A 15,144-nucleotide genomic window follows, 5' to 3' on the forward strand; every position below is an offset into this window, starting at 1 on the left:
GATACCCATCTACAGTTTCAGCTCAAAAACGCACGGCTACGCAGCGGCGAGCCGCGCGCCGTACAAGGATTCGATCATGCCCGCAACTGCAACGAAACACGCCAAGGTTCTGATTCTCGGTTCCGGTCCCGCCGGCTACACGGCGGCGGTTTACGCGGCGCGCGCCAACCTCGCGCCGGTGCTCGTCACCGGCATCGCGCAAGGCGGCCAGCTGATGACCACGACCGACGTCGAAAACTGGCCCGCCGACGCCAACGGCGTGCAAGGCCCGGAACTGATGGCGCGCTTCCTCGAGCACGCCGAGCGCTTCAATACCGAGATCATCTTCGACCACATCCACACGGCGAAGCTCGATGAGAAGCCGATTCGCCTGATCGGCGATTCGGGCGAATACGCGTGCGATTCGCTGATCATCTCGACGGGCGCATCGGCGCAGTATCTCGGCCTGCCGTCGGAAGAGGCGTTCATGGGCAAGGGCGTGTCGGCCTGCGCGACCTGCGACGGCTTCTTCTACAAGCAGCAGCACGTCGCCGTGATCGGCGGCGGCAATACGGCCGTCGAAGAGGCGCTGTACCTCGCCGGCATCGCCAAGAAGGTGACCGTGATCCATCGCCGCGACAAGTTCCGCGCCGAGCCGATCCTGATCGACCGTCTGCTCGCGAAGGAGAAGGAAGGCGTCGTCGAGATCAAGTGGAACCATGTGCTCGAAGAAGTAACCGGCGACAACTCCGGCGTGACCGGCCTGCGCATCAAGCACACGCAGAGTGGCGAGACCACTGACATCGCGCTGCAGGGCCTGTTCGTCGCGATCGGCCACAAGCCGAACACGGACATCTTCGAAGGCCAGCTCGAGATGAAGAACGGCTACATCATCACGAAGGGCGGCCTGAACGGTTTCGCGACCGCGACCAGCGTGCCGGGCGTGTTCGCCGCGGGCGACGTGCAGGACCACGTCTATCGCCAGGCGATCACCAGCGCGGGCACCGGCTGTATGGCCGCGCTCGACGCGCAGCGCTATCTCGAGACCATCAACGAGATGGCCGGCGAGCACGCGATGAGCGCGGAAGCGGACCGCTGATCCGCGCCGCGCTGCCGTATGGCGAGACGAAGTCCCGACAAGCGGGCGCGACAGTAAAATGACGGTGGCGCAGCGCTGCTGTCATTGGCTCACGAAGGCCGCGGCTGAAATGCCGGCGGCCTTTGTCGTTTTTGCCGCTTTGTCAATGTGCGTCGAGCGCGTTGGCAGCACCACCGACCGACCTTTCCGCCTGTATTGCCGACATGCCGAAGAATCAGCCCCATCCGAACGAACCGAAACGCCCGCAAGCCGCCACGCGTCCCGCGCCCGCAACGGCTGCGCCCGCCGTCGCCCCGAAGCTCGATCGCGCATCGGGGCTCGCCGGACTCGGTGCGTTGCGTGAAGCGTTGAAGGGCGAAGCCGAGCGGCGCGAGCGCGAACAGGCGGCGACGCGAGCGGCGCAGCGCGAAGCGGCCGCCGACGCCGATCTGTTCCGCCGCGAGATCGGCGAAGTCGCGCCGCTCGCGATTCCGCCGCGCGCGACGCTCACGCGCAATCCCCCGCCGCCGCTGCCGGTGCAGACGCTGCTCGACGAGGAGGCGGTGCTGCACGAAGCGATCTCCGACGAATTCGACCCCGAAGTGCTGCTCGAAACCGACGAAACGCTGTCGTATTGCCGCCCCGGCTTGAGCCGCGACGTAGTGCGCAAGCTGCGGCGCGGCGACTGGATCGTGCAGGCGCAGATCGACCTGCACGGCATGCGGCGCGAAGAGGCACGCGAGGCGCTCGCGGAATTCATCCGCGAATCGGCCAAACGCGGCCTGCGCTGCCTGCGCGTGATTCACGGCAAGGGTCTGGGGTCGATCGGCAAGGAGCCGGTGCTGAAGGGCAAGGTGCGCGCCTGGCTCGTGCAGAAATCCGAAGTGATCGCGTTCTGTCAGGCGCGCCCGCATGACGGCGGCGCCGGTGCGGTGGTCGTGCTGTTGCAGCCGGGGTCGTTGCCGCCGCATGGGGCGAGCGCAAAGGTCTGAGGTCGATTTTTTCGGCCGTCGTTCGTCGTGGGGTAAACGGCCAGCCCGGCCGTCGCGCGGTGTGGCTCTCGTCGTCACTGCGTACTCGTGCTGTGCAACCGTCAAAGGTGATCGCGATGCCCGTGCTGCTTTATGCCCATCCGTTCTCGTCCTACTGCTAGAAGGCCCTCACCGCGCTGTACGAAAACGGTACGCCGTTCGAGATGCGCGTGCTCGCGCATGACGACCCGAAGGTCATGGCCGAATTGGCCGCGCTGTGGCCGATCAGGCGCTTCCCGGTGCTCGTCGACGGCGGGCGCACGGTGGTCGAGGCGAGCATCATCATCGAATATCTGGGCCTGCATTATCCGGGGCCTGTCACGCTGTTGCCCGCCGATCCGCGCGCCGCGCTCGAGGTGCGCACGATGGACCGCTTCTTCGACAACTACATTTCGACTCCACAGCAAAAAGTCGTGTTCGATAGCCTGCGTCCCGAAGCCGAGCGCGACCGGCGTGGCGTCGCCGATGCGCGCGCGCTGCTCGACACTTCGTACGCATGGCTCGACCGTCACATGGCCGAGCGCGAATGGGCCGCCGGCGACAGCTTCAGCCTCGCCGACTGCGGCGCCGCCCCGTTCCTGTTCTACGCCGACTGGACGCACCCGATCGACCCCGCGTTCGCGCACGTGCGCGCGTACCGGCAGCGGCTGCTCGCGCGGCCCTCGTTCGCACGCGCGGTCGACGAGGCGCGGCCCTACCGGCCGTTATTTCCGCTGGGCGCGCCGGAGCGGGATTGAGCCACGAGCGGCGGTGGCAGTTGCGCGCGAACGAGGCCCGGCAGACAAGCTGTTTTGCTGGCTGTAGACTTCCTGTCGTGTCGCAAACCTGTCCCGCCCTTCTTCTGGCTCACCACCCACAAGGCACACCATGGACCGTTTCGAAGCGATGGAGATCTTCACGCGCGTGGTCGAAGCGAACAGCTTCACCAAGGTTTCGGAATCGCTCGATCTGCCGCGCGCGAAGGTCAGCCGCACGATCCAGGCGCTCGAGGAACACGTCGGCGTGCGGCTCCTGAACCGCTCGACCCGCCAGGTCAGCGTGACCGAAGACGGCGCATCGTTCTACGAGCGCTGCGTGCGCATTCTCGCCGACGTCGCCGATGCCGAGTCGTCGCTGTCGAGCAAGCGCGAGAATCCGGCCGGGACGATCCGCGTCGACACCTCCGGCACGCTCGCGCGCTCGCTGCTGCTGCCCGCGCTCGACGACTTCTACGCGCAATACCCCGCGATCGACGTACGCCTCGGTCTCGCGGACCGCAACATCGATCTGATCCAGGACGCCGTCGATTGCGTCATCCGCATGGGCACGCCCGAAGAATCGAGCCTCGTTGCGAAGCGCATCGGGCTTGCGCGCATCGTCACGTGCGCATCGCCCGCGTATCTGCGCAAGTTCGGCACGCCGACCACACTGGCGGACCTCGGCGAGCATCGCGCGGTCAACTACGTGTCCGCGCGCAGCGGCAGGACCTTCCCGTTCGAATACGAAGTGGACGGCGAAATCGAGCGCGTCGCGATGGATAGCACGCTCGCCGTCAACGACGGCTCGGTGTACATCACGGCGGCTGTGTTGGGCCACGGCATCATCCAGCCGTCGCGCTTCATGGTCGCCGAGCTGATCGAGCAAGGCGCGCTCACGGAGATTCTCGGCAACTACACGAGCCCCGGTACACCGCTGTCGATTCTGTATGCGCATCGCCGCAATCTGAGTTCGCGGCTGCGCGCGTTTATCGATTGGGTCAGCGAGCTCGCGCGCAACAATCCGGACTTGCGTTTGCCCGAGGCGGCGTAACGCCTGCAAAAGAACAGAAGCCCCATGCGCAATTCAACACATGGGGCTTTTCTGTAGCGACGGATTCAGCGCTTAGGCGACGACTTACGCAATCCGCTCTTCATTCGCCGGATCGAACAACACCGCCTTCGACGTATCGAACAGCAGCGTCGCATTGTTCTCCGGTTGCGGGTTCGACGCCGGGTGCACGCGGCTCACCACGCGCTTGCCGTTGATCTGCGCGAACACCAGCGTGTCCGGACCAGTCGGCTCGATCACGTCGACCTTCACTTCGACCGGCTGCAGCTTCGAGTCGTCGCCGTGCGCGCCGCGCGCATCGGTGATGCGTTCCGGACGCAGGCCGAGAATCACGTTGCTGCCGACGTGCGAGCGCACCTTCGCCGAATCGAACGGCAGCACCAGCACCTTGCGCGCGACGCCCGTATCGAGTTCGATGCCGACGCCCGAGCCCTGCTCGACCAGCTTGCCTTCGATGAAGTTCATCGGCGGTGCGCCGATGAAGCCCGCGACGAACAGGTTCGACGGCGAGTCGTAGATTTCCTGCGGCGCGCCGAACTGCTGAACGATGCCGTCCTTCATCACCGCGATGCGGTCGCCGAGCGTCATTGCTTCGATCTGGTCGTGCGTCACGTAGACGATCGTCGTGCCGAGGCGTTGATGCAGCAGCTTGATTTCCGAGCGCATCTCGATGCGCAGCTTCGCGTCGAGGTTCGACAGCGGCTCGTCGAACAGGAACATCACCGGATCGCGCGCGAGCGCGCGGCCCATCGCGACACGCTGACGCTGGCCGCCCGACAGCTGACCCGGCTTGCGATCGAGCAGATGCTTGATCTGCAGCGTGTTCGACACACGCTCGACAATCTGCGTCTGCTGCTGCTTCGGCACCTTGCGGATGTTCAGGCCGAACGAGATGTTGTCGCGCACCGTCATCGACGGATAGAGCGCGTACGACTGGAACACCATCGCGATGTCGCGATCTTTCGGCGACAGGTTGTTGACCGTCTTGCCGTCGATCTGGATCTCGCCCTTGGTCACGGTTTCGAGACCGGCAATCATGTTGAGCAGCGTCGACTTACCGCAGCCTGAGCCGCCGACCAGAATCAGGAACTGGCCGTCTTCGATGTCGATGTTGACACCCTTCAGAACCGGCACCCCGTTCGGGTAGGTCTTGTACACGTCACGGATGGAAAGGCTTGCCATGCTGTGAATCCTCTAGTCTCTGGTACTGCTTGAAAACGTCTTGTCAGGCGACGACGGCACGCGTTCGGTGAAACGCCGTCGCTCCAGGGTGATTTAGCCCTTCACCGCGCCCGCGGTCAGGCCGCGCACGAAGTAACGTCCGGCGATGATGTAGACGAGCAGCGTGGGCAGCGCCGCGATGATCGCGCCGGCCATGTCCACGTTGTATTCCTTCACGCCGGTCGAGGTGTTGACGAGGTTGTTCAGCGCCACGGTGATCGGCATCGAATCGACGCCGGAGAACACGATACCGAACAGGAAGTCGTTCCAGATCTGCGTGAATTGCCAGATCAGGCACACCATGAAGATCGGCAGCGACACCGGCAGCAGGATCTTCGTGAAGATCGTGAAGAAACCCGCGCCGTCGATCCGCGCGGCCTTCACGAGTTCAGCCGGCACGCTCACGTAGAAGTTGCGGAAGAACATCGTCGTGAACGCGATACCGTAGATCACGTGCACGAGCACGAGGCCGCTCACCGTGTTCGCCAGCCCGAGGATGCCTTCGAGGCGCGCCATCGGCAGCAGGATCGCCTGGAACGGAATGAAGCAGCCGACCAGCAGCATCGTGAAGATCGGATCGGCGCCGCGGAACCGCCAGTGCGTGAGCACGTAGCCGTTGAACGCGCCGATGATCGACGAGATCAGCACGGCCGGAATCACCATGCGCACCGAGTTCATGAAGAACGGCTGCATGCCGTCGCAACGCACCCCCGTACACGCGCCGCTCCACGCCTTGAGCCACGGCGCGAAGGTCCAGCTCGTCGGCGGCGTCAGCAGGTTGCCGGTGCGCAACTGGTCGATGTCCTTGAACGACGTCGACAGCATCACGTACAGCGGGAACAGGAAGTACAGCGCGAACAGAACCAGGGCCGCGTAAATGACGGCACGGCTAATCGTCATCTTAGGCTGCATTGCGGGTGCTCCTCGATTCCAGATACATCAGCGGCACGAGCACGGCCACTACGGTAGCGAGCATCATGATCGACGATGCCGCGCCGACGCCGAGCTGCCCACGGTTGAACGAAAACGTGTACATGAAGATGGCCGGCAGCGACGTCGACGTACCCGGACCGCCGGCGGTCAGCGCGACGACCAGGTCGAACGTCTTGATGGTGATGTGACAAAGGATCAGCAGCACGGAGAAGAATACCGGCCGCATGCTCGGTATCACGATCTTGCGGTAGATGGTCGGCAGGTTCGCGCCGTCCATCTGCGCGGCCTTGAAGATCTCGCTGTCGACGCCGCGCAAGCCGGCGAGGAACAGCGCCATCACGAAGCCGGTGGACTGCCAGACCGCCGCGATCACGATACAGAAGATCGCCCTGTCCGGGTCGCCGAGCCAGTTGAACGAGAAGCTCGTCCAGCCCCAGTCGTGAAACACCTTCTCGATGCCGATGCTCGGCGTCAGAATCCATTGCCACGCGGTGCCGGTCACGATGAACGACAGCGCCATCGGATACAGGAACACGGCGCGCAGCGCGCCTTCGTTGCGGATCTGCTGATCGAGCAGGATCGCAAGCAACAGACCCAGACCGATGCAGATACCGATGAACGGAATCCCGAACCAGCCGAGGTTCGCGGCCGAAGTCCAGAACACGTCGTTCTGGAACAGTTCGCGATAGCGGTCGAGACCCGCGAACTCCCAACGAGGCATCAGCCGCGAAGTAGACAGCGACAGATAGCCGGTGATTGCGATAAAGCCATACACGAAGATCAGGCTGATCAAGACGCTGGGTGCGAGCACCAGCTTCGGAATATAGCGATCGGCAAGGGCCGCCATGGGCGACGTGCGGCGGGTGACGGTGGCCGTTTTCCCGTTCCCGCTGATGGAAGCAGTCACTACTCGACTCCTGCTGAAACTGTGCCGTCGGGCTGCCCGTGCACGCATGGCGCGGGACCGCGACAGTCATGGGTGTGACTCCATGAAACCAGGGTGAGCCGGGTGGCGCCGGACTGCGCTGCGAACGAAAGCAGCTCGAGGTCCGACTCGACACGGCCCGAAGGGCGCGCCCGGTGCTTCGGATGCAAGCCGCCGGGCGCAACACTTCGTACTTACGCTTACTTGGTCTTCGCTGCCTTCGCGAGAGCCTGAACCGCGGTCTTCGAATCTTCCTGCGAGTTCATGAACTTCGTGACGACGTCGGAGATCGCGCCTGCCGCGGCATCCGGCTGAGCCATGCCGTGAGCGAGCGACGGCACATAACCGCCGGCCTTGATCGCAATCTGCTCATCCGCGTACGACTTCTTCGCGCAGTCGTCGAACTTGTCCATCGGCACGCCGAGACGCACCGGGATCGAGCCCTTGTACAGGCTGAACTGCTCCTGGAACGCCGGCGACATGATCGTCTTCGCGAGCGCGAGCTGGCCCGGCGTCGCGGCCTTCTGGCCCTTCTGCTGGAAGAACACGAACGAGTCGACGTTGAACGTATAAGCCTTGTCGGTGTTCGGCACCACCGCGCAGATGTAGTCCGTGCCCGACTTCTTGCCAGCGTTGGTGAACTCACCCTTCGCCCAGTCGCCCATGAACTGCATGCCGGCCTTGCCGTTGATGACCATGGCCGTGGCGAGGTTCCAGTCACGGCCCGTACGGCCCGCGTCGAAGTAGCCCTGGATCTTGCGGACCGTGTCGAACACCTGAACCATCTTGTCCGAGGTCAGCGTCTTCTCGTCGAGGTCGACGAGCGCCTTCTTGTAGAAGTCCGCGCCTTCCGACAGCACGACGTCTTCCCACAGCGTCAGGTCTTGCCACGGCTGGCCGCCCATTGCGATCGGCTGAATGCCCGCGGCCTTCATCTTGTCGGCCACCGCGAAGAACTCAGGCCACGTGGTCGGCACCTTGCCGCCGGCCTTGTCCAGCGCTGCCTTGTTGATGTACAGCCAGTTCACGCGGTGCACCGAGAAGGGAGCGGCGACGTAGTGGCCGTCCGCGCGAATGATCTTGTCGATTTCCGGCGGCAGGTTCTTCTTCCAGTCGCCCGCGACCGAGTCGATTGGCACCAGCACGCCCTGCGAAGCCCACTCCTGGATCAGCGGACCCTTGATCTGCGCCGCGCTCGGTGCGTTGCCCGAGATCACCTGCGTCTTCAGTGCCGTCATGGCAGCCGCGCCAGCGCCGCCCGCGACCGCGAAGTCCTTCCACGTGTAGCCCTGCTTCGTCATGTCGTCCTTGAGGACGCCGACGGCCTTGGATTCGCCGCCCGAAGTCCACCAGTGCAGCACTTCGATCGACTCGGCGGCCTGCACGGCCGACACGCCACACATCAGACCCGCAGCGCACAGAGCGCCCATGATCGCGCGAAATTTCATTGCTTATCTCCTCCAGACACCTGAACAAAAAAACGAATGGCCCCTGATGTCGCCAGGGTGCTGTGGTTGGTTCAAACAGGCAAAACACTGGCGATCGAGCACGGTCGGGCGCATGCGCGAGGGCATGTGCCGGCGGACCGATGTCCGGCCGCTGGACGCTCAAGAGGTGAGTGGTTCGGGATGCAACTGACTGTCTCCTCTTTTGATTTTTGCCTGCCCGCATCGCGCTGCAGACTCGAGGTACCTCATACGCCAACTCGACGCCAGCCTGACGTCGGCTGCGGGCAACGACCCGCAAGCCCGTCGACTCCCCGGCTTTCCGTAAGGTCCGCCGGCACCCTGCTGGCGCGTACCGGAAGGCGTTGTCCCATTGTCCGTTAGCGTGCCGGGGACGCCCGCCGATTCGCAAAAAGCGTGCATTCCGTCAGCACAGCGCACGCTTTTTTCATCGAATTAACGCTACCTCTTGATTTGGATTGTAGTTAAACTACAATTCAGTGTCAAAAAATATTTTATCGGACTACGGTCGCTCTTCCGGGGCGCTGCGCGTGCAGTGTCCGATCAGCGCGGCGGCCCTTCAGGACATCGACGGAGACTCATGCATACCGACTCAAGCTTCACCTTCGTTCTCTTCGGCGGAACCGGCGATCTGTCGATGCGCAAGATCCTGCCCGCGCTGTTCGAGGCGCACCGCGCGGGCGGCATGCTCGCCGACAGCGGCAAGATCGTCGCGCTCGCGCGGCACGTCGAGGATCGCGGCGAGTATCTGCAGTGGGTCGACGGGCACGTCAAGCCGCATGTGTCGAAGAACGGCCTCGACGAAGCCGCGTGGACGAGCTTCCTCGCGCGCATCGAGTTCGTGAAGATCGATCTCGGCAATCCGGATGACTTCGCGCAACTGCGCGACGCGATCCAGGAGATGCCCGGCATCCGCGTGTTCTATCTGGCGACGGGTCCGTCGCTGTTCGTGCCGATCTGCCATGCGCTCGCCGCGGTGGGCCTGAACCATAACGCGCGCATCGTGCTCGAGAAGCCGCTCGGCTACGACCTGAAGTCGTCGAACGCAATTAATGATGCGGTCGGCGAAATCTTCGCTGAAGAACAGATCTACCGGATCGACCACTACCTCGGCAAGGAGCCGGTGCAGAACCTGCTCGCGCTGCGCTTCGGCAATGCGCTGTTCGAGCCGCTGTGGCGCCGCGAGTGGGTCGAAAGCATCCAGATCACGATCGCCGAGGAACTCGGCGTCGAAGCGCGCGGCGATTTCTACGACAATACCGGCGCGCTGCGCGACATGGTGCAGAACCACCTGCTGCAGTTGCTGTCGATCGTCGCGATGGAGCCGCCCCACTCGATGGATTCCGACTCGGTGCGTGACGAAAAGCTGCGCGTGCTGCGCGCGCTCAAACCGGTCGAGCCGCAGGAAATCGGCAAGGTCGCGGTGCGCGGCCAGTATCATTCGGGCGTGATCCGTGGCAACACGGTCCCGGCCTACGCGACCGAGCACGGCGTGAAGCCCGATAGCTCGACCGAGACCTTCGTCGCGCTGAAGGTCGAGATCGAGAACTGGCGCTGGGCCGGCGTGCCGTTTTTCCTGCGCACGGGCAAGCGGCTCGCCGATCGCGTCGCCGAGATCGTCGTGAATTTCCGTGCGGTGCCGCATTCGGCGCTTGGCGCGTCGGCGCTGCGCGCGGGCGCGAACCGCCTCGTGATCCGTCTGCAGCCGAACGAAACGATTCGTCTGTACTGTCTCGCGAAGCAGCCCGGCGAGGGTATGAACCTCGCGAGCGTATACCTCGATCTCGCGTTCGACCGGTTCTTCCGCGAAGGCCAGATGGAAGCCTATCAGCGGCTGCTGCTCGACGTGATCCACGGGCGCCTCGCGCTGTTCGTACGGCGCGACGAACAGGAAGCCGCATGGCGTTGGGTCGAGCCGATCCTGAACGAGTGGAAGGCCTCGACCAAGCCGCCCAAGCCGTACGCGGCGGGCACGTGGGGACCGGCCGCGGCGAGCGCGATGCTCGCCCAGCACGGCACCTGCTGGCTCGAGGAAGAGAATTGAGTTTGATGAATTGATGGACGGCGCCGCGCGCGATGAACACCTCGGCGCGCGGCGCCGGCAACACCACCGACGAACTGAACGGAGTCGCGCCGGTATCGCGTCATGCGTTTGCAGGCCACCCGCCTTGCAGGCATCGTGCGAGAGCAGTCAGGCTGATTCCGCAGACCTAACAAGAAAGCAGCACGGAGGAGAAGTGATCGAGCTTCACGCTTTCGACGACCAGCGCGCCCAATCCGACGCGCTGGCGAAAGCGGTGGGCGACGCGTTACATGCGTCGCTTGCCGCACAGGCGGCCGGCACCGGCACGTCCACCCCGCTCGCGCGCCCGGCCATGCTGGCGGTGTCCGGCGGCAGCAGCCCGCGTCCGTTCCTGCAAACGTTGTCGACGCAGACGTTCGACTGGCCCCGCATCGCCATCACGCTGGTCGACGACCGCTGGGTGCCGGAGACCGATAGCGCGAGCAACGCGCAGCTCGCGCGCGCCACGTTGCTGCAGAACGCGGCGCAACACGCGACCTTCTGGCCGCTCGTCGACACCACCCAGGATCTGCATTCGCACGTCGCCGCGCTGAACGCGGACGCGCGCTTTGCCACGGCGCCCGACGTCGCGGTGCTGGGCATGGGCGAAGACGGCCACACCGCGTCGATCTTCGCCGATGCGCCCGAATGGGATCACGCGATCAACACGACCGAGCGTTTCGTCGCCGTGCATCCGGGCGCGGCGCCGCACGCGCGCGTGAGCTGGTCGCTGTCCGCGCTGAAGGACGTGAAGCATCTGTTTCTGCTGATCGCAGGGCCGCGCAAGATGGACGTGCTCAACGCCGCGTCCGCCGCGCTACAAAAAAATGCCATCTCGCAGCTGGCAAACGACAAGGGAGTGAGACTCGATGTCTACTGGTGTGCAAACTAAAGCTGTGCCGGGCGCGGTCCAGCACGCCGATGGACCGAGGCTGCTGGCCGACATCGGCGGTACCAATGCGCGTTTCGCGCTCGAGACGGGCCCCGGCGAAATCGGCTCGGTGCAGATCTATCCTTGCGCCGACTACCCGAGTGTCGCCGACGTCATCAAGAAGTATCTGAAGGACACGAAGATCGGCCGCGTCAATCACGCGGCGATCGCGATTGCGAACCCGGTCGACGGCGACCAGGTCAGCATGACCAATCACGACTGGACCTTTTCGATCGAAGCGACGCGCCGCGCGCTCGGCTTCGACACGCTGCTCGTCGTCAACGACTTCACCGCGCTCGCGATGGCGCTGCCCGGCCTCACCGATGCTCAGCGCGTGCAGGTGGGCGGTGGCCAGCGCCGGCCGAACAGCGTGATCGGCCTGCTCGGCCCCGGCACCGGCATGGGCGTGTCGGGCCTGATTCCCGCCGACGACCGCTGGATCGCGCTCGGCAGCGAAGGCGGCCACGCCACCTTCGCACCCGCCGACGAGCGTGAAGATATCGTGCTGCAGTACGCGCGCAAGAAGTGGTCACACGTGTCGTTCGAACGCGTGGCCGCGGGACCCGGCATCGAGGTGATCTATCGCGCGCTCGCGGGCCGCGACAAGAAGCGCGTGCCGGCCAGCGTCAATACCGCCGATGTGGTCAAGCGCGCGCTCGAAGGCGAGCCGCTCGCGGCCGAATCGGTCGACGTGTTCTGCGGCATTCTCGGCACCTTCGCCGGCAATATCGCGGTGACGCTCGGCGCGCTCGGCGGCATCTATATCGGCGGCGGCGTCGTGCCACGCCTCGGCGAGTTCTTCGCGCGTTCGTCGTTTCGCCAGCGCTTCGAGGCGAAGGGCCGCTTCGAGGCGTATCTGCAGAACGTGCCGACCTATGTGATTACCGCCGAATACCCGGCGTTCCTCGGCGTATCGGCGATTCTGGCGGAGCAGCTGTCGAACCGCGCGGGCGGCAGCTCGTCGGCGGTGTTCGAGCGGATTCGCCAGATGCGCGACGCGCTGACGCCGGCCGAGCGCCGCGTCGCCGAACTCGCGTTGAACCACCCGCGTTCGATCATCAACGATCCGATCGTCGACATCGCGCGCAAGGCCGACGTCAGTCAGCCGACCGTGATCCGCTTCTGCCGCTCGCTCGGCTGCCAGGGGCTGTCGGACTTCAAGCTCAAGCTCGCGACCGGTTTGACCGGCACGATTCCGGTCAGCCACAGCCAGGTGCATCTCGGCGACACCGCGACCGACTTCGGCGCGAAGGTGCTCGACAACACCGTGTCCGCGATTCTGCAATTGCGCGAGCATCTGAACTTCGAGCACGTGGAACGCGCCATCGACCTGCTGAACGGCGCGCGGCGCATCGAGTTCTACGGACTCGGCAATTCGAACATCGTCGCGCAGGACGCGCACTACAAGTTCTTCCGCTTCGGCATTCCGACCATCGCGTACGGTGACCTGTACATGCAGGCGGCCTCGGCCGCGCTGCTCGGCAAGGGCGACGTGATCGTCGCGGTGTCGAAGTCGGGGCGCGCGCCCGAGCTGCTGCGCGTGCTCGACGTCGCGATGCAGGCCGGCGCGCAGGTGATCGCGATCACGTCGAGCAACACCCCGCTCGCGAAGCGTGCGACGGTCGCGCTGGAAACCGATCACATCGAGATTCGCGAGTCGCAACTGTCGATGATCTCGCGCATCCTGCACCTCGTGATGATCGACATTCTCGCGGTCGGTGTGGCGATTCGGCGCGCGGTGCCGAGCGACGACGTCGCCGAGACGGTCGAAAAAGCGCGCGAAGGCGCCGACGACGACGCGACGGCCGTGCTCGACTGGCTCAGTCACGGCGCTGCTTCGTCGCCGCGCGACTGAGCCTCCGTTAACGGCTGTCCCGATCCGCTCGCGGTGAACGAATCCGCGGCGTGTGCATCGTCTTCGATGCGCCCGCCGCGGGTTTTCCTGTTTGGGGACGCGAAAAGCGACCGATAATAGGCGCTCTATCTCCTGGCCGAACCGCTTTGCCATGATCATCCGCCCGCATCTCCACTGGTTTCACATGCTGCTCGCGTGGCGCGGCTCGGTGCTGCCGCAGTTGCTACCGCGGCTCCTGCTGATCTTCTTCATCTCGATCATTGCGCTCGCCGCACACGATCATCTGCTGCCCGTCAGCCTGAACCTGAACTCGATCGCGCCGTTCTCGCTGGTCGGCATTGCGCTCGCGGTGTTTCTCGGCTTTCGCAACAACGCGAGCTACGACCGCTGGTGGGAGGCGCGCAAGCTGTGGGGGCAGTTGCTCAATGAGTCGCGCTCGCTGACGCGCCAAGCGCTGACGCTGCCGTCGCGCGAGTTGCCCAAAGAAGAAGCCGCCGCGTTTCTGGCGATGCTGAGCGCGCTCCCGCATGCGCTGCGTCATCAGTTGCGCAAGACCGAACCGCGCGACGACCTTGCCGCGCGGCTGCCCCGCGCACTGTTTGAACGTGTGATTGGATCGCGCTACAAGCCAGCCGCGCTGTTGCTGTGCCTCGGCGAATGGGTGCAGCGCGCGGCACGCGCGGGGGCGCTCGATCCGATGGCGGTGCTCGCGTTCGACCGCAATCTGAACGGGCTGTCGGATGTGATCGGCGGGTGCGAGCGCATCGCGTCGACGCCACTGCCGTTCGCGTATTCGGTGATGATCCACCGCACCGTGTACTTCTTCTGCGCGTCGCTGCCATTCGGACTCGTCAATAGCATCGGCATTTTCACGCCGGTGTTCGCGGTGTTCGTCGCGTACACGTTCATGGCGCACGAAGCGATCGCGTCGCAGCTCGAAGAACCGTTCGGCACCGACGACAATGACCTCGCGCTCAACACGATGTCCGCGATGATCGAGGATGCGATGCGCGATCTGCTCGGCGAGCCGGCGCTCGCGCCGCCGCAGCCGCGCGAAGACCGTTATCAATGGGATTGAATGCGCGGTGGGCCGCGCCGGTCGGCGGCCGTCAGTGGTTGCCGGCCGTTTCGGAGAGCCGTTTGATCGTCGCGACGCGCGCGCCGATGATGTCGATACGCCCGTGCTCGTCGACGAGCCGCGTCGCCGCCGTCAGATACGCGCTCCACGCGCGTTGCGCGTGCACGAGCGTCGGCCGCGATTGCGCCGGCATCTTCGATTCGAGCACACGATAATAGCGGTTCAGATCGAACATCGCGTGTTCGCAACGCGCGTCGGCGTTGCAGGCGCGCGGCCGGCGCGGCGCCGGACCGTTCGCATCGGCGAGCGCGCTGCGCAGCGCGAGCGCGCGGTCGCGCACCGGCTGCAGCTGCATGTCGGCTTCGGAAAGCACGTACATCGAACCCTGGGTCGTGGCGAAGACCGCGGCGAGCAACTGCTTCTCGGCATCGCGCGACGCGAGCCAGCTCGACTGGCTCCTTTCCCACAGCCTGCGCCGCGCGGGCGGCAGCTTCGCGAGCAACTGCTGGTACGCGTTGTCGACCGCGACCTTCCAGCCGATGCGCGCAGTGTCCATGCACTGCACCTGTCCCATCGTCGTCGACATGTCGGCGCGCGCGAGGCACGCGCGCATCGACGCGTCGATCGGATCGGCGGCGGCCACCTCGGCATGCGCCGCCGGACTCGCGATGCCGCCGAACACCACCGTGCCGGCCGCCAGCGCGAAGGCCAGCACGCCGGCCCCGCGCCGCCAGCGGCCGATCGCTGCCAGGGCCGGCAGAAACGTCACCCACCCCATC

General features: G+C 65.0%; 12 protein-coding genes and 1 pseudogene. 8 read left to right on the plus strand and 5 right to left on the minus strand.

Going from position 1 to position 15,144, the window contains the following annotated elements:
• Nucleotides 1–76 precede the first annotated feature (76 nt).
• From trxB to OKW30_RS14355, 4 genes and pseudogenes are all read left to right on the plus strand, one after another.
• On the plus strand, nucleotides 77–1,078 hold the full coding sequence (gene trxB, locus OKW30_RS14340; protein WP_184065386.1) for a thioredoxin-disulfide reductase: 1,002 nt from the start codon (nucleotides 77–79) through the stop codon (nucleotides 1,076–1,078).
• A 203-nt stretch (nucleotides 1,079–1,281) separates the two neighbouring features.
• Nucleotides 1,282–2,049: a Smr/MutS family protein gene (locus tag OKW30_RS14345; protein WP_184059794.1), complete on the plus strand. Its 768-nt coding sequence runs from the start codon at nucleotides 1,282–1,284 to the stop codon at nucleotides 2,047–2,049.
• A gap of 116 nt (nucleotides 2,050–2,165) precedes the next feature.
• Nucleotides 2,166–2,825: pseudogene (locus OKW30_RS14350) on the plus strand (glutathione S-transferase family protein).
• A gap of 130 nt (nucleotides 2,826–2,955) precedes the next feature.
• Nucleotides 2,956–3,876, plus strand: coding sequence for a LysR family transcriptional regulator (locus tag OKW30_RS14355; RefSeq protein ID WP_429346958.1), 921 nt, complete (start codon nucleotides 2,956–2,958; stop codon nucleotides 3,874–3,876).
• Between the two features lie 84 nt (nucleotides 3,877–3,960).
• Here the strand turns inward: OKW30_RS14355 and OKW30_RS14360 are convergent, their stop codons facing one another.
• From OKW30_RS14360 to OKW30_RS14375, 4 genes are all read right to left on the minus strand, one after another.
• The gene (locus OKW30_RS14360) at nucleotides 3,961–5,076 is read right to left on the minus strand and encodes an ABC transporter ATP-binding protein (protein ID WP_429346959.1); all 1,116 of its coding nucleotides are present in this window, start codon (nucleotides 5,074–5,076) and stop codon (nucleotides 3,961–3,963) included.
• Nucleotides 5,077–5,169: 93 nt separating this feature from the next.
• On the minus strand, nucleotides 5,170–6,027 hold the full coding sequence (locus OKW30_RS14365) for a carbohydrate ABC transporter permease (protein ID WP_184059608.1): 858 nt from the start codon (nucleotides 6,025–6,027) through the stop codon (nucleotides 5,170–5,172).
• Entirely contained in the window at nucleotides 6,017–6,955 is a 939-nt protein-coding gene (locus tag OKW30_RS14370; RefSeq protein ID WP_184065377.1) for a carbohydrate ABC transporter permease, read from the minus strand. The genes OKW30_RS14365 and OKW30_RS14370 overlap by 11 nt, the downstream gene beginning before the upstream one ends.
• 218 nt (nucleotides 6,956–7,173) lie before the next feature.
• Nucleotides 7,174–8,421, minus strand: a complete 1,248-nt coding sequence (locus tag OKW30_RS14375; protein WP_429294681.1) for an ABC transporter substrate-binding protein — start codon at nucleotides 8,419–8,421, stop codon at nucleotides 7,174–7,176.
• Between the two features lie 598 nt (nucleotides 8,422–9,019).
• Here OKW30_RS14375 and zwf point away from each other — a divergent pair.
• The 4 genes from zwf (at nucleotide 9,020) to OKW30_RS14395 (ending at nucleotide 14,365) form a co-directional block, all read left to right on the plus strand.
• Nucleotides 9,020–10,483: a glucose-6-phosphate dehydrogenase gene (zwf, locus tag OKW30_RS14380; RefSeq protein WP_429346960.1), complete on the plus strand. Its 1,464-nt coding sequence runs from the start codon at nucleotides 9,020–9,022 to the stop codon at nucleotides 10,481–10,483.
• A 193-nt stretch (nucleotides 10,484–10,676) separates the two neighbouring features.
• A complete protein-coding gene (gene pgl / locus OKW30_RS14385; RefSeq protein WP_090803460.1) occupies nucleotides 10,677–11,393 on the plus strand; it encodes a 6-phosphogluconolactonase in 717 nt (238 codons plus the stop codon).
• Nucleotides 11,371–13,287, plus strand: a complete 1,917-nt coding sequence (locus OKW30_RS14390) for a bifunctional transcriptional regulator/glucokinase (RefSeq protein WP_429294679.1) — start codon at nucleotides 11,371–11,373, stop codon at nucleotides 13,285–13,287. The genes pgl and OKW30_RS14390 overlap by 23 nt, the downstream gene beginning before the upstream one ends.
• A gap of 151 nt (nucleotides 13,288–13,438) precedes the next feature.
• Nucleotides 13,439–14,365, plus strand: coding sequence for a bestrophin family protein (locus OKW30_RS14395; protein ID WP_184065365.1), 927 nt, complete (start codon nucleotides 13,439–13,441; stop codon nucleotides 14,363–14,365).
• 31 nt (nucleotides 14,366–14,396) lie between these two features.
• On the opposite strand, the gene OKW30_RS14400 is transcribed toward OKW30_RS14395, so the two are convergent.
• The gene (locus tag OKW30_RS14400) at nucleotides 14,397–15,143 is read right to left on the minus strand and encodes a lysozyme inhibitor LprI family protein (RefSeq protein ID WP_260336381.1); all 747 of its coding nucleotides are present in this window, start codon (nucleotides 15,141–15,143) and stop codon (nucleotides 14,397–14,399) included.
• Nucleotide 15,144 lies beyond the last annotated feature (1 nt).

It is taken from the genome of Paraburkholderia sp. Clong3, from assembly GCF_050436485.1.
Lineage (GTDB): Bacteria > Pseudomonadota > Gammaproteobacteria > Burkholderiales > Burkholderiaceae > Paraburkholderia > Paraburkholderia tuberum.

What these genes read in the sequence shown, in the direction of transcription:
- trxB (WP_184065386.1), top strand. Translation starts at nt 77, where the DNA reads ATGCCCGCAACTGCAACGAAACACGCCAAGGTTCTGATTCTCGGTTCC.
- OKW30_RS14345 (WP_184059794.1), top strand. Translation starts at nt 1,282, where the DNA reads ATGCCGAAGAATCAGCCCCATCCGAACGAACCGAAACGCCCGCAAGCC.
- OKW30_RS14355 (WP_429346958.1), top strand. Translation starts at nt 2,956, where the DNA reads ATGGACCGTTTCGAAGCGATGGAGATCTTCACGCGCGTGGTCGAAGCG.
- OKW30_RS14360 (WP_429346959.1), bottom strand. Translation starts at nt 5,076, where the DNA reads ATGGCAAGCCTTTCCATCCGTGACGTGTACAAGACCTACCCGAACGGG.
- OKW30_RS14365 (WP_184059608.1), bottom strand. Translation starts at nt 6,027, where the DNA reads ATGCAGCCTAAGATGACGATTAGCCGTGCCGTCATTTACGCGGCCCTG.
- OKW30_RS14375 (WP_429294681.1), bottom strand. Translation starts at nt 8,421, where the DNA reads ATGAAATTTCGCGCGATCATGGGCGCTCTGTGCGCTGCGGGTCTGATG.
- zwf (WP_429346960.1), top strand. Translation starts at nt 9,020, where the DNA reads ATGCATACCGACTCAAGCTTCACCTTCGTTCTCTTCGGCGGAACCGGC.
- OKW30_RS14390 (WP_429294679.1), top strand. Translation starts at nt 11,371, where the DNA reads ATGTCTACTGGTGTGCAAACTAAAGCTGTGCCGGGCGCGGTCCAGCAC.
- OKW30_RS14395 (WP_184065365.1), top strand. Translation starts at nt 13,439, where the DNA reads ATGATCATCCGCCCGCATCTCCACTGGTTTCACATGCTGCTCGCGTGG.
- OKW30_RS14400 (WP_260336381.1), bottom strand. Translation starts at nt 15,143, where the DNA reads ATGGGGTGGGTGACGTTTCTGCCGGCCCTGGCAGCGATCGGCCGCTGG.